This window comes from Ensifer sp. 38_S197 (assembly GCF_056924495.1).
This window is the reverse complement of the sequence record NZ_JBXOVZ010000001.1, coordinates 1,539,737-1,557,660: the sequence shown is the minus strand read 5'-3', so window position 1 is coordinate 1,557,660 and position 17,924 is coordinate 1,539,737. Positions and strand designations below refer to the sequence as shown.

Annotated in this window: 17 protein-coding genes and 2 pseudogenes; 8 read left to right on the top strand and 11 right to left on the bottom strand. The window is 60.2% G+C overall.

Annotation, left to right across the window (positions count from 1 at the left end; translation table 11 throughout):
- The first annotated feature begins 33 nt into the window (after positions 1–33).
- The gene (locus tag AC1Z3V_RS07305; RefSeq protein WP_429809175.1) at positions 34–273 is read left to right on the top strand and encodes a hypothetical protein; all 240 of its coding nucleotides are present in this window, start codon (positions 34–36) and stop codon (positions 271–273) included.
- 478 nt (positions 274–751) lie between these two features.
- On the opposite strand, the pseudogene AC1Z3V_RS07300 reads toward AC1Z3V_RS07305, so the two are convergent.
- The 4 genes and pseudogenes from AC1Z3V_RS07300 to AC1Z3V_RS07285 form a co-directional block, all read right to left on the bottom strand.
- Positions 752–1,191: pseudogene (locus tag AC1Z3V_RS07300) on the bottom strand (GSU2403 family nucleotidyltransferase fold protein); the annotation flags it as partial.
- A gap of 76 nt (positions 1,192–1,267) precedes the next feature.
- Complete coding sequence (locus AC1Z3V_RS07295; RefSeq protein WP_483498099.1) at positions 1,268–2,239, bottom strand: HlyD family secretion protein; 972 nt, start codon at positions 2,237–2,239, stop codon at positions 1,268–1,270.
- Positions 2,229–4,571, bottom strand: a complete 2,343-nt coding sequence (locus AC1Z3V_RS07290; protein WP_483498097.1) for an ABC transporter permease — start codon at positions 4,569–4,571, stop codon at positions 2,229–2,231. The genes AC1Z3V_RS07295 and AC1Z3V_RS07290 overlap by 11 nt, the downstream gene beginning before the upstream one ends.
- On the bottom strand, positions 4,568–5,737 hold the full coding sequence (locus AC1Z3V_RS07285) for an HlyD family secretion protein (RefSeq protein WP_483498095.1): 1,170 nt from the start codon (positions 5,735–5,737) through the stop codon (positions 4,568–4,570). The genes AC1Z3V_RS07290 and AC1Z3V_RS07285 overlap by 4 nt, the downstream gene beginning before the upstream one ends.
- 537 nt (positions 5,738–6,274) lie before the next feature.
- Between AC1Z3V_RS07285 and AC1Z3V_RS07280 the strand changes: the two genes are divergently transcribed.
- Positions 6,275–7,204 (top strand): TauD/TfdA dioxygenase family protein, encoded by a 930-nt coding sequence (locus AC1Z3V_RS07280; protein ID WP_483499587.1) that lies wholly within the window; start codon positions 6,275–6,277, stop codon positions 7,202–7,204.
- Positions 7,205–7,761: 557 nt separating this feature from the next.
- Here the strand turns inward: AC1Z3V_RS07280 and AC1Z3V_RS07275 are convergent.
- The 4 genes and pseudogenes from AC1Z3V_RS07275 to AC1Z3V_RS07260 all read right to left on the bottom strand — a co-directional run.
- A complete protein-coding gene (locus AC1Z3V_RS07275) occupies positions 7,762–8,295 on the bottom strand; it encodes a hypothetical protein (protein WP_483498093.1) in 534 nt (177 codons plus the stop codon).
- 34 nt (positions 8,296–8,329) lie between these two features.
- Positions 8,330–8,857 carry a hypothetical protein gene (locus AC1Z3V_RS07270; RefSeq protein WP_483498092.1) on the bottom strand — a complete coding sequence of 176 codons (528 nt, stop codon included), beginning with the start codon at positions 8,855–8,857 and terminating at the stop codon, positions 8,330–8,332.
- 141 nt (positions 8,858–8,998) lie between these two features.
- Positions 8,999–9,433, bottom strand: coding sequence for a SyrB-like regulator (locus AC1Z3V_RS07265; RefSeq protein WP_429809152.1), 435 nt, complete (start codon positions 9,431–9,433; stop codon positions 8,999–9,001).
- A gap of 185 nt (positions 9,434–9,618) precedes the next feature.
- A pseudogene (locus tag AC1Z3V_RS07260) lies at positions 9,619–10,281 on the bottom strand (OB-fold nucleic acid binding domain-containing protein); the annotation flags it as partial.
- A 352-nt stretch (positions 10,282–10,633) separates the two neighbouring features.
- Here AC1Z3V_RS07260 and AC1Z3V_RS07255 point away from each other — a divergent pair.
- The 3 genes from AC1Z3V_RS07255 (at position 10,634) to AC1Z3V_RS07245 (ending at position 12,654) form a co-directional block, all read left to right on the top strand.
- Positions 10,634–10,960, top strand: a complete 327-nt coding sequence (locus tag AC1Z3V_RS07255; protein WP_483498090.1) for an SOS response-associated peptidase family protein — start codon at positions 10,634–10,636, stop codon at positions 10,958–10,960.
- 5 nt (positions 10,961–10,965) lie between these two features.
- Positions 10,966–12,048 carry a DNA polymerase IV gene (dinB, locus tag AC1Z3V_RS07250; RefSeq protein ID WP_483498088.1) on the top strand — a complete coding sequence of 361 codons (1,083 nt, stop codon included), beginning with the start codon at positions 10,966–10,968 and terminating at the stop codon, positions 12,046–12,048.
- A 105-nt stretch (positions 12,049–12,153) separates the two neighbouring features.
- The gene (locus AC1Z3V_RS07245; RefSeq protein ID WP_483498086.1) at positions 12,154–12,654 is read left to right on the top strand and encodes a ProQ/FINO family protein; all 501 of its coding nucleotides are present in this window, start codon (positions 12,154–12,156) and stop codon (positions 12,652–12,654) included.
- 35 nt (positions 12,655–12,689) lie between these two features.
- On the opposite strand, the gene AC1Z3V_RS07240 is transcribed toward AC1Z3V_RS07245, so the two are convergent.
- On the bottom strand, positions 12,690–13,664 hold the full coding sequence (locus AC1Z3V_RS07240) for a 3'-5' exonuclease (RefSeq protein WP_483498084.1): 975 nt from the start codon (positions 13,662–13,664) through the stop codon (positions 12,690–12,692).
- Positions 13,665–14,187: 523 nt separating this feature from the next.
- On the opposite strand from AC1Z3V_RS07240, the gene AC1Z3V_RS07235 reads away from it, so the two are divergent.
- A complete protein-coding gene (locus AC1Z3V_RS07235; protein ID WP_483498082.1) occupies positions 14,188–14,340 on the top strand; it encodes a hypothetical protein in 153 nt (50 codons plus the stop codon).
- 5 nt (positions 14,341–14,345) lie between these two features.
- A complete protein-coding gene (locus AC1Z3V_RS07230; protein ID WP_483498080.1) occupies positions 14,346–14,507 on the top strand; it encodes a hypothetical protein in 162 nt (53 codons plus the stop codon).
- Between the two features lie 165 nt (positions 14,508–14,672).
- Here the strand turns inward: AC1Z3V_RS07230 and AC1Z3V_RS07225 are convergent, their stop codons facing one another.
- Entirely contained in the window at positions 14,673–15,305 is a 633-nt protein-coding gene (locus tag AC1Z3V_RS07225; RefSeq protein ID WP_483499586.1) for an RES family NAD+ phosphorylase, read from the bottom strand.
- The gene (locus AC1Z3V_RS07220; RefSeq protein WP_483498078.1) at positions 15,302–15,922 is read right to left on the bottom strand and encodes a DNA-binding protein; all 621 of its coding nucleotides are present in this window, start codon (positions 15,920–15,922) and stop codon (positions 15,302–15,304) included. The genes AC1Z3V_RS07225 and AC1Z3V_RS07220 overlap by 4 nt, the downstream gene beginning before the upstream one ends.
- 593 nt (positions 15,923–16,515) lie before the next feature.
- On the opposite strand from AC1Z3V_RS07220, the gene proX reads away from it, so the two are divergent.
- Positions 16,516–17,091 (top strand): glycine betaine/L-proline ABC transporter substrate-binding protein ProX, encoded by a 576-nt coding sequence (gene proX, locus AC1Z3V_RS07215; RefSeq protein ID WP_483498076.1) that lies wholly within the window; start codon positions 16,516–16,518, stop codon positions 17,089–17,091.
- Positions 17,092–17,924: the final 833 nt, after the last annotated feature.

The window sequence follows — 17,924 nt, the reverse complement described above, 5'->3', positions numbered from 1 at the left end:
GACAGACGTTAACCGGATCACAGAAGAACGACCGTGGCAAAACTCTTTCATCCGCTTCGCCTGGCATCGGTGCTGGCGTTGGCGGCCATGCCAGTCGACGTTACCTTCGCCCAGACACAGGCGTCCGCGGAACAGGCGCCGACGGATGAAATGGCGGCAGACCTTGATACCTACGCTGCCGACGAGGACCCACCGATCTTCGATGATCCCGCCAAGGCGGTAGACGAATTCAAGGCGAAGCTCGCCGCCAATGAGTCAAGGCGGAGCAGCTGAGGGCCGGTGAAGAGGCGATGGATACCTTCGCGCTCATTCACCGTTGCTCACGCGCCCGTCAGGCGGCACGCAGGAGTGGTGGATTGGGTTTGAATATCGAATGCATGTTCGGTTCTGGCTATCGGAACCGTGTCCTCAAACGATCGTGAAGTTCGCCGTTCAGCGCGGCCGTCCGGACCTGCATGAGCATGTGCGCGCCGTGGTGCGACTATCGCATCTGCTGTCTCTTGACCATCCACTTGCCAACAAGGGAATTTACCGCCGAGTCGGCGAGAGTCGTAGCGACGCGAAATCCGGCTCGGTAGCGCTCCATCGTTGATGATCGCACCTGCCGTCGCGGCCCGGATCCCGCCGAGACCTATTGGACGCTTCCCCGATCTCCATGGCTCTGGAGACAGCTCTGAAGCAGGCCCTCTCGTTGTCGATGAGTATGCGTGCCCGGCGCGGAACCTTCCGGCCAACTCGCGCCGCGTTCCTATGCCTCATTGTAGTCAAGCCAAGTCGGAGGCTCAGCGTGTCTGCTGGAGTGCTTCGAACAAGAGCACGGCCTGCCGAATATCTTTGGCACGCTCAGCTGTGCTCTGGCCATCGGTGTGGCGACGCGACGATAAACTTATGGATGACGTAGCGCTCCAGGGCTGGGACTGTCTCAGGAACACCGGACTTGCAGAGCAGGATCGTTCGAATGGGGTAACTGATCAGGAAATCGGGGATGCGCAGCCGATCCGCACCTGCGCTGCCCAGGGCAGGCATCCTTGCGTGCTTTCAATATAGTCGTCACTGCCTCTGTTCGAAGTAAGAAACTCCACCCGATAGCCGGAGCTGCTGACAAGGCGCACGAAGCCACAGCTCCCGATCGATGCGGGACGGGCCGGAAATCGGATAGACCGATCGCAATAGGTCGACGATCGGCGGCAGGTGACGTATGAAGCCTTCTCTGCGTGGGTTCTACGGAGCCTTTCCACTCCAACGACATCCACGAAACCGTCCAACGTTAAGGACGAGCGAGCAGCACGGTCATGCCAGGCTCAAGGTCGTTCGTGGGCATATCCGCCTCCAAGCGAACGCGGAAACTGTTGAGGTCGTGATCTGCGACGGCACGCGCCGCTCGCCATGTCGCGAATTCGCCCAACGGCCGAAGTTCCGTCACATGTGCGGGGATAGACAGCCCGTTCGGCGTCGCAAGCGTTACGGAGGTGCCCACCGTCATGCCGTGGAGATCGTCCTCGCGCACCGTGAACGCGAACCACGACCGGTCATCGACATCCATCGTTACGACAGGTTTGCCCGGCCCGATGATCTCTCCAATTTCGGCGACGCGGATGTTGATCGTGCCATCGGCTGGCGCAACGAGCCGCGTCTTGTCGAGCTTCGCTTGAATACTCGCCACCGTCGCCTCGGCAAGTGCGACCCTGGCATCCGCGAGCGCCCGCTCTTCAACAGTAGGGCCCGCATTCGCCGCTTCCGCCTGAGCGCGCTTTAGCTCTAAATCTGCCTCACCCTTGGCGAGTGAGGCAGCGGCTTCGTCGGCCTTTTGTCGACTTGCGAAGTTGCTTGCCGCAAGCGCCGTTGCCCGATCGTTCTCCTGTCGTGCAAGGACAAGGTTTGCCTCGGCCGTGCGCACGGCCTCCACTGCAATATCAACCTGTTCGCGCCTGACGCCGGAATAGATCCGGTCGCGCTCTGCCTTCGCGCTCGCGGCCGCCGCCCTCGCCTCTCCGACAATCGCCGACAGATCTGGATTGTCCAACACCGCAATTATGTCGCCTTTGCGCACCTTCTGTCCGGGTTTTACGGCAACGCTGGCGAGGCGGCCGGATGTCTCGGGAGCGATGCGGATTTCCGTTCGTCTGACCATTCCGGCGATACCCTCCCTGCCCGCCCCCGCGGCAAACGACGCGGCAAATGCCGAGAGGGCCAATGCGGTCGCGGCAACGATCGGTAGGCACATGGATCTAGCGTTCATTGACGCCCCTCCGTGAAGTGACGAACCGTGCAGAAATCATGGCCAGGGCGGCATAGATGAACGCCAGCATCCAGAGCCGCGCCCAGTCCTTGAAAACATCGCCGAAGGAGGCCCCCATCTGGTTTGCCCGAACCAGCGCATCGATCCCGGACGTGCTTGGAAGGGCGTAGCTCGCGGCCCGCAGTGCCGGCGGGATCGCCTCCGGTGGCCAGGCGACGCCCACAAGGAAGAACAGCGGCAGGCTGATCGCTATGAACAGCAAGACGGCGGTCTCTCGGCGCTTGAACCAGCTACCCGCAAACTGACCCAGGAAGCTGACCGAGAGAATAAAGGGAACAGCGAGCACGAAGAGGTCAAGCACCCGATCAGTGGCGGAAAATCCATAGACTCTCGGCAGGACGACGAGGAAGAACGCGTAGGCAGGCAACGCCAGCAGAAGATGCGCAAGCGCCTGGCCGAGAACTGACTTTATCGCACTACGGCTTCGCCGCGCCTCATGCCCGCCGCGTTCGAACGCAACCCCACCAATCGTCGCCGTCCCCATTAGCAAGGTCTGCTGCAGGATCAGGACAAAGGCAGCCGGCACAATGTAGCTGCCATAGCCGCCCGTCGGATTGAATAGCGGCTGGTTGAGAACCTCGACCGGCGAACTGACGGACAAAGCTGCCCGATAACGGCTTCCTTCGGCGCGCGCGCTTTGCGTGGCGAGGTCGGAGCGAACCGAACCGACAGATTCCTGAATGCCCTGAAGCGTCCGGCTGTAAAGCAGGAAATATGTGGAATCGACAAAGGCCGGCAACCGCGCCGCGGCCCCCTTCATCACCTCGCGCTCGGTGCCGGCAGGAATATTCAGGATACCGAACACCTGCCGTCGGGCGAGTGCCATCTGCGCTTCGGCAAGGGTCGTTGGGCGGGCTGCAACTTCGAGCGCTTCGTGTCCATCCAGGGCCTGGACGATCGTGAGGCTGACGTCCGAGTGGTCGTCGTCGACGACCGCGATCGGAATGTTTCGGATGAGTTGCCCGACATAGGGCTGGGGATAAAACACACCGTAGATGATCGGACCAAGAACGATGAGGCCGAACGCTCCGCGGTCGCGCAGGACGCGGCCATATTCGTCCGCGAGCGAGCGAGCGACGCTGATCCTACCTGATCGCCGTGGTTCGACCGCCTCTTCCACGGTGGGGACAGGTTTATTCGCGATCGCGCGCAACCGAAGCCATGCGAACAGGAAATAGAGCGCTGCGAGAGCGCCAAGTGCCATGAACGGCATAATCGAATCCTGCTCAGGTATGCCGCGGGCCGCCTGGTCGAACAGGACCTGAATGTACCAGCGCAGCGGCAGCAACATCCCCCAGCTTTGGGCGAAGGTACTCATCGCCAGGATCGGGAAGCCGACTCCGGCATAACCGAAGGCGGGAGAGCAGAAGATACCGGTCAGGCTGAGGCCGGCGGCGAGGTTTCTGACGAGCAGTTGAAAGAGGGCGCCGACCGAGAGATAGGCAATGATGAGAAGGCATGCGGCCGCCGCGACCAGGATCGGATTGCCGCGGAACGGGATTTCGTAGAGGCCGTGAATGATGCCGAGCACCACAGCCATCATCAGCAGAAAGATCGCCAGATAAGGCAGCAGCTTGCCGACGAGAGCGGTGAGGCTGCTGCCTCCGGCCGCGGCAAGCCATTCGTTCATGCTGCGCGATCCGAATTCCGATCCGACTGCATATCCGCCCGCGATCGCGACCACGACATGAAGCACTGTCGGCAATATGGCGCGAAGCAGAAACTGCGCGTAGTTCAGGGCCGGATTGGTCAGGACATATTGCTCGACGACGAGCGGACCCGGCCTGAAGGCCGGACTTGCCGGGCCGCGTGGCAGGTCAGCGATCGCCGCCGAAACCGCCGACTGCAGGGAGGTCGCGGCCACGTTCCCGGGTGTGAAATACTGCTTGTTATAGAACAACACGATCTGCGGCCGCCGCCCGGCCAGGATGTCACGCTCGAGATCCTCGGGAATATAGACGGCAGCAATCGCCTCACCCGATCGCACCGCGTGCATGGCGCCGCTAAGATCAAAGGACCGCCTGTCGACGTTGACCCCGGGGGCGGCGCTGACTGCCTGCACAACGGTCATCGAGGTTCTCGACCGATCCCGATCGACGACGTCGACGTGAAGATTGCGGATGACCGCATTCCCAAAAGTTGCGGCAAGCAGAGAGAAAGCCAGAAGCGGAATGCCCACCACCAGAAGCAGAGCGACCTTGTCCCGCCAGATCCACCGGACTTCCCGGGCAGCAACCGCGACGAGCCCGCGGGGCTGAGCGGCCGTCGTCACCGTGCGTCCGCCCAGTCGGCATAGGCGCTCATGCCCGGCCTCAACGTGGCAATCTTTTCGACCGGATAGGCCCGAACTTCAAAGGTTCTGAGGTCGAAATCACCGGTCGCCCGAGTTGCCCGCCAGCCCGCATATTCACCGCGCGTCGCAATCGTGCGGACCTCGACTTCCACGGGGCTGTCACCGAGCGCTGGAATTTTTACCTGGAAATGGTCACCCACCTTCAGGCCCTTCACGAGGTCCTCTCGCAGGTCGAAGCGCAGCCAGATATCGGAAAGATCGACGAGCGAAAGCAAAGGCACGCCAGGCGAGACATACTCCCCCGGTTCGGTGGCAATCTGGTAAACCTGCCCGGCGATAGGCGCGGTCACTGTCAATTCCGCGATCTGTGCTTTCAAGGTCGCGACTGCGGCCTCCGCCTTCGCCACGGCCGCCTTCGCGACACCGCGCTCCTCTGGGGTGTAACCGGCCACGGCCTCGTCGTAGGCGAGTTTCGCCTGCTCGTTCGACCGTTTGGCGACATCGAGATTTGCCGTTGCCTGGTCGAGGTTCTGGACCGACGCGTGTTCGCCCTTCGTCAACTGCAGAGTGCGATCATAGGTCTGCTGCGCCAGCGTCAGGTTCGCCTCGCTGGCCGCGACCGCTGCCTTGCGTTCCGCCACCACCTCTGCCCTTGTACCAACTTCGATCCGATTGAGGTCCTCCACCGAGACGGCGCGAGCGGCCTCGGCCTCCTGCAGCTTCATCAGCAGCTCGGGATTGCTGATCGAGGTAAGCGTCTGTCCAGCCTTGACATCTTCGCCGCGTGACACCGGTCGCTCACCGATGCGCCCGTCCACACGGGCGGCGATATCGATGCGGGTGGCGTCCGCCTCTCCCTGCACCAAGAGCGGCTGCGGCTGGACGAGGTACCAGAGCGACAATCCGACGATCGCCAGCGTGGACACCGTGACGATGAGCGCGGCGGCGATCGGCGGCTTCCCGCGCAGGCCGGACTCGGCCGCGTCGGAAGGAACATTTTCTGGATTGTCGGGCCCACCAAGCTGGACGTTCGGGTCCACCGCCTTGTTTCGTTCCGTCGTCTTTTCCGTCGCGCTCGTCGCGCCATCGGAACTGCGGTCAGTTTCTGAAATACCGTTGCCTGCGCTGCGTGACGTATCTACCACTGCACCGTCTCCAATTCGGCTTACCCGCAGCTCCAAGCACGGCACCGCCCTGCTTCGTCCGCTCTGGGCCCGCGTCTTGAACAAACTGGCCGCCGGGACCTTCGCCCGAGGAGCAAATGGTGCCCGCGTGATGTCGGAGACGTCAACAGGAAAAACCGGTCAAGCGCCGATGATATGCTTGCACGGCAGAAATGGAGAGCGATGGTTTTCGCCGCGTCGGACTCACCGGAATCGCTTTCCTGAACTCAAGGCCATCCCGTCACCGATCAGGAAGGCGGTTGCGGGTTCGCATGGACGCATATCCAGCTAAACACCCCAAACCACGGCCTGTTCTTCGATGGATAGGTGCTGAAGCTGGAAAGCGGAGACGACGTGTTCGCAAAACAGCGAATATTTAGAATATTTTATCTATGTAATTTATATATTATTCGCTTCCATAGACCTGCCGATCTAACGATGAACCTCCCAGCGCCCGCCGAATGTCGCGAGGGCGAATGCGAACTGCTGACATTTATCCAGATTAACCAGGAGATTTCCATGAGCAATCGAGTTCTCGTCAATCAGATCATTCCAGACTCCGATGTCGAGCTGCTGACCGGCCGTGTGGGAGCCGAGATCAAGGGTATCCGCCTCGATGGGGACCTCTCGGACGCAACCGTGGCAGCCATCAATCAGCTTCTCCTGAAACACAAGGTGATCTTCTTCCGCGATCAGGGACATCTTGACGACTCCGAACAGGAATCGGTCGCACGCCGCCTGGGAGACCTGGTGCCTCATCCAACTCAGGGGCCGGTGGCAGGCACGGCTTCCATCCTCAGTCTCGATTCCAGCCGCGGCGGCGGCAGGGCGGATCAATGGCATACCGACGTCACCTTCGTGGATGCCTATCCTAAATTCTCGGTCCTTCGCGGCGTCGTCATCCCGGCAGCAGGCGGCGATACGATCTGGTCCAACACCCATGCCGCCTACGAAAGCCTACCGGCGCCTCTCAAGTTGTTGGCTGACAGCTTGTGGGCCATTCACAGCAATGCCTATGACTACGCAGCCGTGCGCCCTCGCGCCACCGCTGAAGAGAAGAAGCATTTCGAGGAGGTTTTCACGTCGACCGTCTATGAGACGGAGCATCCAGTCGTGCGAGTCCATCCCGAGACCGGCGAAAGATCGCTGCTGCTAGGCAATTTCGTCCAGCGCCTGGTCGGCTTGTCGAAGAGCGACTCCGCCAAACTCTACGAGGTGTTCCAATCCTACGTCACCGCCCCGGAAAATACCGTGCGCTGGCGCTGGAAAGCCGGTGATGTCGCGATCTGGGATAACCGCGCGACCCAGCATTATGCCGTCAACGACTACGGCGACCAGCACCGGGTCGTGCGCCGCGCAACCGTTGACGGCGATGTCCCCGTCGGTGTCGACGGCCGCCGCAGCGTAACGCACGTCAAGGCCGCGAAATCGGCGGCGAAAGCAGCCTGAGCGCATCGGACAAGAAAAGATTATGATATCGTCGCGGCGCTTGCCGTCCTCACGCTGTTCGACAGCCTGCCGGACAAAGCGCTGCTCAGCGTTTCGCATCGGGATTTCTATGAGGATAGTGCCTTTGAGGCGGCTGCGTCAAAGCAGCCTCTCTCGTTCGAAGATCTTAACTCGGATGAGGCGGCGGAATCCGCAGTACAACATTCCGGAATGTCATCCGGCGGGTGGCATTCAACCGAAAGCTCGATCTTCCTCGAACGTCCCTTTTGAACATCAATCCGACTTGGTTAGAGCAGGTCGTTCGCTGCGGTTTCGGCGAAAAGGCATCGGCGTTTGACCGTCGCGCAGAGCGCGGCGTTTTACTGTGGCACTTGAGGTGATGCTTCATCAGCATGATATCGTGGAGGTAATCCTGCTTTGGCCGAAACTCGTAATCCGGATCGATATTGGTTGCGGGTAAAGCACTCGAACAGATTGATGCCGTCCCAGGTGTGTCGACTGCCCCGAACCGATCCGGTGCGGTATCCCGCGCGGGGGAACGCCATGAGCGACCCCGCCTATCTTACGTCAAGCCGCTCAAGCATCTTTCGAAGCAGGATGTTCTCTTGCCGAAGCCGATGTGCCAGCAATCCCTTCAGCCGGCGGTTCTCCTCCTCGAGCGCGACAAGGTCGTCGGGAGAGGCTTCGGCTTCGGTAGCAGCCTTGGTCGCCACTCGACCTTTTCGAAGAATGTTGCGGGTGCTGCGACGGCGCTTCGGCGCTGTCGCCAACGCCATCTTCGGGCTGTCCGTTTCCAGCGGAGAGATGGAAGCTTCTTCGATCCCGGCGACCGTTCCTGTCAGGTCAGCGGATTCCGCAATTTGTGTGGTGTCGCCCGCGCTGGTACTGTCATTTGCGCGGATCTCTACACTTTGCGCCGGAGAAAGCTCGTTCAGCCCCTCAGCCGGTTCGAACAGATGTGGAGCCTCGGTCTCAGCCTTACGCACGAGTGCCTTAAGATCCGTATCGCCCCAGATGGAGGCTGGCCTGATCGTCGAGCGCCGGCGAGCCGATTTAACTTCAACGATGAATTTTCGCTGCTGTGGTTTCATAGGTATCCAATCGTCAGGAGCGCGAAACTGCTCACTATGCGTCGTACCGCTCTAGCATTTGCTTGAGTTGCGCGTTCTGCAAAAGCAATTTTTCTGCCAGTTGGCGTCTCAATTGCCTGATTTCCGCATCCAGTCCAGCAACATCATCGAAGAATGTCATCGGCGGCTGCGCAACGATGGAGCTTTCGACTCCATATTCGACGGCGTAGGTCACCGCAACATTCTTGACATTCGTTTTCCCGCTGCGCCTACGCCTTTTCGCCGGCAATGGTTGGGCTGGATGTGCGCGTTCCGGAAGCACCGCGTGATCGTCGGTAGTTGACCGATCGACCGTCGCAACGGCCGCGCTTTCACTGCCGGAAACTTCGCCGATAGCGGTCTGCGTGGTTGTGGCATCGAGATTGCTAACCGCATCGTTCGAGGCTCCCACTGTGGGCTCTGCACCGTTGCTAGTGGGAACGGACAGTGCTGCAGTGAGGGCTGGCGGCGCGTCCGGTTTCGCGGCCTCGGCTTTCCGCGAGCTGTCGGGCTCCTTCGTTCGGCCGAGAGACGCCAGTTGCATCAAATATTTCCATGGCGATTTCATAGTGCGCCGTCACCCCGAGCCCGCACCAGCATCCATTACCACAGTCCGTAGGCACATCGAGCAAGAATGCGATGATGAGGGCCGATCGCGCAAGCCGATCAGCCCTTCACCAAATGATCAAGCAAGACCAAGCCGCTTGCGCAGATCAGCGTTCTCTGCCCGCAGCTTTTCAGCCAGAGCCTTGCGAAGCCGCGCATTCTCTTCTTCAAGCTGAAGAAGATCCGCGATGTCGTCGAGGATCGGAGCTGGAGCCGGGGTTTCTATGGTCTGTTTTGCCACACGGGTTTTTCGGGTGCCCTTGGCGACATTTTTTGCCTTGCCCCTCGAACCGGCCTGCGTCTTTGCTGAGACCGTCGCGTCTGCCGGCTTGTCTGCGCGCTTCCTGCGTCCCCCCACGGGCTGAGCAGCAGCTGCCTCCGGTGTTTCAGCCGATGCTTCCGAGACTATATTCTTCGGCCGCGGCCCCCGGCGCTTCTTGGGCGGCGCTATCTCTGTGGGCGGAGTCGCTTCCAAAGCGTCTGTATTGTCCTGCGTATTGTTCTCGTCTGCCATAAGTTGTTTTTCCTCTCCAATTGTTGGCCTTTTTCCAATGGGCAGAGAACAGAGTCAATATTCGTGCGTAGCACCCACATCGAGACATCGGCGATCCAGGCCGGTGTTGCGTGAGGCTGTCTCATGAACGACCCCGAGTTCTTGGCTCGTCTCCGGCATCGGAATCGCGCATGGCTTGTCGGGCGCGGCCGCGGGCCCTTTGGCAGCCCCCGTGAATCGGGCGCCAGCGGTCCATGGTGAAACTCGTCGCCACGCCCGTGCGGCAGCGGGAATCTGGCGTCGCGATCGCCGACGCTCGCAAGCTCTGCGGATAGATCAGTCAGCCGAGGGGCTACCAGGTGGACCACCTCTCCCTCCCTCCGGATCCGGCCATAGATTCCGAGCATACCGGCGCCCAGCACGACGCGGCGGTACTTCTCGACGGTCTTTGCCCAGACGACGAGATTGGCGATCCCGGTGTCGTCCTCGATGGTGATGAACATGACGCCCTTGGCCGAGCCTGGCCGCTGGCGAACGAGCACGAGGCCGACGGCCTCCAGCCATCTTCCGTCGCCCGCCTGCATCGCATCGCGGCAGGTGACGATTCGGCGCTTCGTCAGATCGGCACGCGGGAACGAGAGCGGATGACTGCGCAGCGTCAAGCCGACATGTCCGTAGTCCTCGACGACCTCGCCCCCTGATGTCATGGGCCTCAGCGCGATCGATGGTTCGTTGGACTCGGCCACACTCCGACCCTCGCGCTCCGACGCGGCGGCAAACAGCGGCAGAGATTCGTCGCGAAGCGCCTTGATCGCCCAGAGCGCCTCGCGCCGAGCAAGGTTCAGCGACGGCCTGAAGGCATCGGCTTCGCCAAATGGCAGGACCTGTCGCCCGCGGCCGCTTTTGCCTTCAAGACGCTTGATGCGCTCACGAAGTTCAGAGACGACTGTGTTGTCGACTGGACGGGCCATTTTGCAAGGAACAGCTCCTTGGGGCTATGCATTAGTGCTTCCAATTGGTATGTTCTCTATATGTTCCTACTCGAATTGCGAGTCAACGACCTCAAGGGCAAGAAGCTCTCAAGAATGCAACCTAAGGGAAGACGAGTATGACGTCGGACGAAGGCCGCCAGTGTTCGTTGGTGAACTGCAGCGGATTGGAAGCGGGGAGGACTGAAAATGTGCAACCCTCTACAACATCACGACCACGCGTGACGCCGTGATGCAATTCACGAGAGCTTTCCGCGACGAGGCCGGCTGGAATGAGCCGTCTCTGGACATCTATCCGGGCGACCGAGCACCCGTCGTGCGCGTTGGCACGGACGGCCAGCGCGAGATCGCACGCACTACGTGGGGCATGCCCTTCCCGCCCGAAGTCGTAAAGAACTACGACCCCGGCGTCACCAAGATCCGCAATCTCAATTCGCCGCATTGGAGACGCTGGCTCGGTCCTACCAGCCGCTGCGTCGTGCCGTTCACCTCCCTTGCGGAGCCCGATCCCGCAAGCAAGGTGACCGGCCGTCAGGTCATGGCGGCCTCGCCGAGGTGACGGCTATGGAAACGCCAGGCCGACCACGCAAGATCATCCATGTGGACATGGACGCCTTCTATGCGTCCGTCGAGCAACGGGACAATCCCGAGCTGCGCGGGCTCCCGATCGCCGTTGGCCATGGCGAAGCGCGCGGCGTCGTCGCGGCGGCAAGCTATGAGGCGCGGAAGTTCGGCGTCCATTCGGCGATGCCATCGGTGACTGCCAAACGCAAATGCCCCGAGTTGATATTCGTGAGACCGCGCTTCGGTGCCTATCAAGCGGTGTCTCAGCAGATCCACGCGATCTTTGCGGAATACACGCCTCTGATCGAGCCGTTGTCGCTCGACGAGGCCTATCTCGACGTGACGGAGAACCTGAAGGGAATGGGAGTTGCAACCGAAATTGCCGAGGAAATCCGTGGAAAGATCAAGGCACGGACCGGGCTGACTGCGTCCGCCGGCGTTTCCTACAATAAGTTCCTCGCCAAGATGGCATCCGACCAGAGGAAACCCGACGGCCTCTTCGTCATCACGCCGAAGAATGGTCCGGCCTTCGTCGAGGCGTTACCCGTCAAGAAGTTCCATGGCGTAGGGCCGGCAACAGCCGAGCGCATGCACAGGCTCGGTATAGAAACCGGCGGTGATCTCAAGGCTTGCGATCTTGCCTTCCTGCAGCAGCACTTCGGTAAATCGGGACCGTACTTCTACTGGATCGCCCGCGGCGTCGACGAGCGACGGGTGAAACCCGATCGTGTGCGCAAGTCGATCGGAGCGGAAGACACGTTCTCGGCCGATATTCACGATTTCGAAACGGCACGCTCGGGGCTGCAGCCGTTGATCGAGCAGGTCTGGCGTTATTGCGAGGTAAACCGCATTCAGGCCAAGACGGTCACGCTGAAGGTGAAATGGGGTGATTTCACGCAGATCACCCGGAGCAAGACCGTTACCGCCCCGATCGCAAGCGCCGGCGAACTCGCCGACGTCGCGATGCTCTTGCTCTCGCCGCTTTTCCCGGTCGCGAAAGGTATTCGGCTTTTGGGCGTGTCGCTATCATCGCTCGACAGCGCAAGCATCGAAGACAAACATCAACTCGCGTTCGCGCTTTAAGCTTGTCCGGCCGGAACCGTCCACCCTGGCCTAATGTCGCTCTTTTGACATGTTGTGCGGCATATCCTCACGGAGGACTTTGCCAGATTGCTGTAGGCACGAACTTTGACACGTCAGAAGCCTTCCATATCGAAATCGTCGCGAGAAAGCAGCGGGCCGGTTCCAGCACGCAAGAGGGAAATAACCAAGGCCGAAGAGATCAATGCTCTCCTCACACGGCCGATCGCAATCTTGCCGATAAAAGTTGGCGATCCAATCCGGCCCTTTGCCTTGGGCCTATGGAATGAGATCCGATGCCTTCTGAAGCCGGAGATCAGCGTGTCAACGCTACGCAAGGCGACGGGGGCCTATATCCATTCGAGAAGCTATCAGATCGCGGTTGCGCGGCAGGATTCGTCCCGACATGACATTAACGGCGTGCCGATCGATTTCGTATCCGACGCCGATCGATTGGATGCTCACCAGAAGTACGAAAGCTTCAGGATACGCGACGGGAAACGCAAGCCAAGCGTATGTCCCCCTCTCGCTCTTCCTGCACCGCCTTCAAAGACAGAATTGATCCGCACGGCCCGTCTTGATAGACGCCGGCCTCCTAAGACCGGGTAAGCCCATGCCAGAATTGGCGCGGTTCAAAGACAGCTTCACGCCGCCTTGAAGCGGTCGAAAGCCGTCAGGTGCTTGACAGGCGGATCAGCCTCATCCCAGCGATAGATATCCGAGCGCAGGTATCGAAGCTCGTCCTCGAGAGCATCCTCGCCAACTTCGATCCACCATGATTTCGGGCGCCCGTCGCTTCCGTCCGACCAGCGATAGCCGCGTGCCTTCAAATGGTCTTTCATGTCGAATGGACTGTTCTCCGCAAACACACGAACCCGAGATCGCTGGCTTGCCTCATAAAGTTCGGCAAACGGCGTACGGCTCGCGCCGTCCTCGCCCTTTGCCAAGACCTCCAGGAGCGCGAAGCAATCATCGACGGCTCGATGTCCATCGTGGAAGTAACCCGCCTGCCCGATCAGGTAACCAAGCTTGGTGCCTTCAAAGCCGCGAGACACCCAATCAATTTCGGAGACAGAGCAAGCCCAGGCCTTGCCCGCGAAGAGAGGAGAAAAGCCTTCGCAGAAGGGGCGATCGAAACCGGCGTTGTGTGCAACGATGAGATCCGCAGGCTCGATGATCGCGCGCAATAACTGAATGTCGATCATTCGGTCAACAACCATCTCGTCCGTAATTCCGGTCAGGCGCGTGACCTCAGGCGGAATCGAAACGCTTGGTTGCTGCAGCCCTGCATAAACGCCGGTTACATCGCCGATGTTGCCGGCCTCGTCGAACGTGAACGCGATGGCGCCAATCTCGATGATCTCGTCCTTGCGATGGTTGAGTCCGGTCGTTTCCGTATCGAGGATGACGCCTTTCAAGGGAAATTCGGCGCGCAATGCAGTCCCTATGGGGCGCGGCTCGAGTTTCGTGAGTATCCGAAATCGACCTGTAGCGCGTAGGTGTCGGACCATCTCCTCATCGCTGAGGCCGGTTGAAACCTGTCGCTTCATACTTAATGGACGAGCAGCTTTGGAGGGGACCGGCTTATCGGGAGCAAATAGGTCGAACTGTTGCGTCATTCGTTTCCTCGAAATCGTTCCCGAATCTGTTTCCCGAATCCAATGCCCGGAAGCTCGGATCTAAGCCATACGCCTGAACGAACTCCCCGGAAATTGCGGAAGCGATGGAAAGCAGCGAACGCAGCGATTTTACACAATGATAAGCGTAACGTTCCCTGGATCTCGAATTCACGGAGCAAAGGCAAATACTCGCCCCAATCCCCCTGAAATGGCTATAGCTCCCCTCGGGAAGCAAAAGGTGGACTTCAGGCCTGGCAAGGACAAGGTGAGGCTTGGGCAAGTGGGACGTCGATCGTTCCTCACTATAGTTCCCCTGGGAACGGCCAGTTCTAACGGACTACCTAAGATTGGTGTCGTTCAAATCGGTCATGGATACGTCAGATGTCTAAATCAATCAGCAAGACACTTCCGCGGATTTGCTCAAGAAGCCGCCCTAGAGGTCCTCGGTCGCCTCGGCTCTTGCACGCCGCAAACGACAACCTTCCTCCTGGCAACTGGCCATCATTAGACACGTCTATTCCCATTGTTGGCGGCACTGCTCTATGCGATCGGTACGATCCTTGGAAAGAAACTCGGTGACCAGCGTCCGGAGGTCACGACGCTAATGCAGGCCGTCATCGCCGCCGTGCTGCTTCTCGCCGTGCCGGAGGTTACGGAGTCCGTACCGGCGGCATAGTGGAAGTGGCTGGTCTGCCTCGGCGTCATCCATACCGGCATGCCTACACCCTGATGTTCTGGGCGCTGCCGAAGCTCTCGACCCCGACCATCGGCGTTCTAGCCTTCGTCTTCCCTCTGGTAGCCATCATCGTGGACTGGCTGTTTTACCAGCAGTCGCTAGACTAGGTCCGCTTCAGGCAGCTGGAATGGGCCTCATTATGCTCGGCACGCTCGGCGTGCAACTCGGATGGAGTTTGGGAATGCACAAGGAAACCGTCGCGACCTGATAATCGGGGCTGTGTCCGTTGCTGTTTCCGCGCACCGCTGGTACTTCCCGCAGTTGGTGTAGGCTTACACGTCAGCAGAAAGGGACTTGCCATAGCGGTGGAGCAGCTGCGCGACGTCGCTTTGCATGGCAGTCAGGGGATGCGTCGTCTTCACATCGAAGGCGATCGGCTTGCGCTCGAAGACAGCGTAGCAGACCTCGCCGGGATCGTGTCGAGACAGATAGGCAATGCCGTCAGGCTCCTCCGGATGGTCCCAGAGTGCATCTGCCCATGCACCGCACGGCTCGTAGGGGCCAGTCGAGATTGAGTTATCCGTGCCGAGGATCTGCAGCCCGGCGCCGTGCATCGTCACCATGCGCAGAGCCGCCCGGCTGGTGAGCTCCGTTACCGACCGAGTGACAATTTCGCGTTCTGCAACCATCAGTCGTTGCGGATTGCGCAGGATCGTCTCGGCGAACGCGCCTGCGAAGGCGTGGCCGATATAGAGCACGCCGAAGCGTCCGCTCGCGCTGTCGAACCGATAGACCGGATCGTTGCCGGCTCCCGGTCCGTAAAACACCGGATCAAGGTTCGATCGGTGAATCCGGTGCAGCACCTGCCCGGCCGGAACGGTCGTGATCGGCAAGTTCGAGTTCTTCAGCCAATCGGGCGGCTGCGGCGCCGCCCCGGACGGTCCTCGCACCGGCGGGGCCATCAGGTGAAGCCGTCGCCGGTATTGGCGCGGACTAGCCGCTCGACCGCGCCGAGATCACCCTGGCGCAAAGCCTCCAACGGCGATCGGCCGCCGAGCGCGCCGTCCTGCGCGAGCAGGAAATCGAGCGTCGCCCAGGCGCCTTGGTCTGTGAGACCGCGAACGACCTCGGCTATCCCTGGCAAAACCTCTCCGTCCCGGAACTGGCAGGCTGGATATTTCCAGTCGCTTCCCTCCCGGACACCGAGGATCGCGTTGCCGCGTCGCCGTTTGTCGATCGCCTGGCGGGTTATGCCCGCAATCTTGCCGGCTTCTTCGGCGGAAAGGAGGCCGCCGGCACGTTGGAGCAGCTGGTTCCGATGCTCGACATTGCGCGCGAGCGCCGGGACCATCGGGTCGAGATTGCTCACCGCCTCCCCGATAAACTCGGGATGGCTGAGGATTTGCGCGAGTGTTCCTGCGCCCGTCGGCGCACCGAGAGCCGCCGTCAGCGCCTTCGACGGCGTTGTCGCGGCAATCCGTTCGAGTGCCGACATGGCACGGCGCAGAAATGCGGCCTGGACGGAATCCGGGTCGGTCTGGAAACTCAGCACGAGCTCAGTCGAATGCGGGGCACGAGGCATAGCGGCCTCCTTTGGTTGTCGTAGGATTAATATAGGAGCGAAAACTACTACGTCAACTCACTTGATGGGGACTGGATTATCCACGTCATCGATCAGAAACGAGGGTTCGTCCGCATTGAGTTATGGGCGATCCCCCTTCGGGGTGCGGCGCTATCTGGCCGCCACGCTCACCGCCATCGTCAATGGCCACAAGCAAAGCCGAATTGATGAGCTTTTACTGTGGAATTTTCGGCCTCAAATCGGATAGCCCGGCCGCAACAATGCGCCTGGCCCAGCCTCCCACCAAGACAAAAGACGACTTTTTCTTACGGCATCGGATTGGGTGGCAGGCAAGGGACACTGGATGGCAGACGCCAACCCATCCACCAAGACGGCATAGCTTCAGTCCCGAGCGTTTACTTCGCAGGCTCGACTTTGCGTCTACGCGTCAACTGGGAACAATCATGACAATTGAAGAGGAAGCGCGGCGATTCGTCACGCATATGATTGCCCCGACACGATCATGCAGTTGCGTGGTAGGCGGTTAGTCGGAGCTACTCGTTCGCTTAGTACGCCGCTGACGTCCCGCTGACACTGGGTGAAGGCGCCGGCGATTGAGAAGAACAACCGGCCATTGGGACAGTAACGGCGACGGCAAGGCGGACCTCACCGGCTGCAATCCGGGTTGGGGGTGTGAGCGGGAGATCGAGCATCAGCTTGACGCCTACAAATTGCGTGATGTCGTCAACCACGACCAGGGAAGCTATTTTGCTCTGATCGCAGATATGATCACCCGTCACGAGGCCGGCCATCCGATCTTTTACTATACGTGGACGCCGCAATGGATCGGTGCCATCCTCCAGCCTGGCAGGGACGTTGTTCAACTGGATGTTCCGTTCTCGGCATCAACGGACGGCAGCGACACCGCGCAACCAGACGGGTCAAATCCGGGCTTCAAGACCAATGACATCGTCTTTCTCGCGAACAAGGCGTTTCTCTCGTCCAATCCCGTGGTGAAGCGCCTTTTCGAAGAGATCGCAATCCCTCTCGACGACATCAATGCAATGATCCTGCGCCAACATGATGGAGAAAATCAGCCTGATCAGATCCTGGGCCAGGCGCGGGAATGGGTTTCGAAACATCAAGCCCAATTTGACGGATGGATAGCGGATGCCGCCGCGGCCAAGTGATCCGGCGTGATGACGCCAAACAATCCGCAAGGGAAGGAGCCCTTTCGCAGGAAGCTATGCAACGGAGAATGAGGAGCCTGGCAGGAATTCGGCTACGCTGAACCGCGCCAGGTTTGCCGGAGGCTGTTTCGTTTAAGTCATGCGGCCATCGCTGGTCAGCATGGCGTAATACTGCTCCTCGGCTTCGGCTGGCGGATTTCTCAGATGTTCAGTCATTGGCCGCCAGGCCGATCGAACTGACGATTCTTCGGGCGGTAGGCTAAGGGGCGTTTTTCCGGCCGGTAGCTCTAGTCAGTCGTGCCAGCCTCGGCTGGCACGCTCTTTCTGATCGCGATCACATAGGCCCGCTTTTGCCCTGTTCGAACCGGGCAGCCGCTACGTGAACGGCGGCCATCACGCCACGCTTACGATGCTCCAGCCGATACATTATGCGATCCTGAACGCACAGAACGGGACACCCTGGCAAAGCACGTCCGTTCCTGCTCCATCGCAGACGGCATCGGCCCGGGCAAATCAAGAAAGCTAACCTCACGCATGACTTCCTGTAACGGAGCAGGCGCATTAGAAGCGTGGCCTTCTTTGCTCTCGAAACAGTTCGTCATCCAGCGTGACCTCGCCCGCGTGGTGCGGCTCCCCTCACGATAGGCTTGAAACCTCTCGCGTGGAATTTCGTTGCTGCCGGAACGTCGTGGCGTGGAGGAAGGTGGGCGGCAGGTGCTTGCAGGGGCGAAGGGGGCGGCGCCCCATATGCGCTAACTTAAGGCTCGACACGAGGAATCGTTGTGTGATTCCTCAGTGAGATGCGAGCAACTGATTCCATCGAAACGGACTGG

What these genes read in the sequence shown, in the direction of transcription:
- AC1Z3V_RS07295 (WP_483498099.1), bottom strand. Translation starts at nt 2,239, where the DNA reads ATGAACGCTAGATCCATGTGCCTACCGATCGTTGCCGCGACCGCATTG.
- AC1Z3V_RS07280 (WP_483499587.1), top strand. Translation starts at nt 6,275, where the DNA reads ATGAGCAATCGAGTTCTCGTCAATCAGATCATTCCAGACTCCGATGTC.
- AC1Z3V_RS07275 (WP_483498093.1), bottom strand. Translation starts at nt 8,295, where the DNA reads ATGAAACCACAGCAGCGAAAATTCATCGTTGAAGTTAAATCGGCTCGC.
- AC1Z3V_RS07270 (WP_483498092.1), bottom strand. Translation starts at nt 8,857, where the DNA reads ATGCAACTGGCGTCTCTCGGCCGAACGAAGGAGCCCGACAGCTCGCGG.
- AC1Z3V_RS07265 (WP_429809152.1), bottom strand. Translation starts at nt 9,433, where the DNA reads ATGGCAGACGAGAACAATACGCAGGACAATACAGACGCTTTGGAAGCG.
- AC1Z3V_RS07255 (WP_483498090.1), top strand. Translation starts at nt 10,634, where the DNA reads ATGCAATTCACGAGAGCTTTCCGCGACGAGGCCGGCTGGAATGAGCCG.
- dinB (WP_483498088.1), top strand. Translation starts at nt 10,966, where the DNA reads ATGGAAACGCCAGGCCGACCACGCAAGATCATCCATGTGGACATGGAC.
- AC1Z3V_RS07240 (WP_483498084.1), bottom strand. Translation starts at nt 13,664, where the DNA reads ATGACGCAACAGTTCGACCTATTTGCTCCCGATAAGCCGGTCCCCTCC.
- AC1Z3V_RS07220 (WP_483498078.1), bottom strand. Translation starts at nt 15,922, where the DNA reads ATGCCTCGTGCCCCGCATTCGACTGAGCTCGTGCTGAGTTTCCAGACC.